The organism is Streptomyces sp. AC627_RSS907 (assembly GCF_019049165.1).
On record NZ_JAGMUE010000436.1, the window covers coordinates 1 to 574 of the forward strand.

Sequence of the window (574 nt, forward strand, 5' to 3'; positions counted from 1 at the left end):
GGCTGGCGAATCCCCCGCCCCCAGCCGTCGCTCCGTGCTGTGGACCGCCGGAGCGGCTGGGCTCGGCATGGGCGCACTCGGGGGCCAGCAGGCAGCGGCTGCCGACGCGCGAGCGACGGGGGCGACGGAGACCACCGGGGCGGCGCCCACTTCGCGTCGTGCCGCGACCATGATCGGGGTGCCGTTCGAGGGGCGCGGCACCGTACGGGTGGGCATCGTCGGCCTCGGCCAGCGCGGTGGCAGCATGATCGACTTGTTTCTCGCACTGCCGGGCGTCCGTGTCGTCGCGCTGTGCGACGTGGTGCGCGCGAAGGCCGAGCGGGCCGCCCGCAAGGTCACGGCGGCGGGGCAGCCGGCACCGGCTCTCTACACCAAGGACGACCAGGACTTCGAGCGGCTGTGTCAACGCTCCGACCTCGACTTCGTCTACGTCGCCACGCCCTGGGACACCCACTTCGCCATGGCCAGAGCGGCCATGCTCCAGGGCAAGCACGTCGGCGTGGAATGCCCCGCGGCCATGGAGCTCAGCCAGCTGTGGGAGCTGGTGGACGTCTCCGAGCGCACGCGCCGGCAC

1 protein-coding gene is annotated in these 574 nt (G+C 73.2%); it reads left to right on the forward strand.

The features are described 5' to 3' along the window. Positions 1–574 (forward strand): Gfo/Idh/MocA family protein (locus KUM32_RS36320; RefSeq protein WP_374227592.1); only part of this gene is annotated, 574 nt, incomplete at both ends.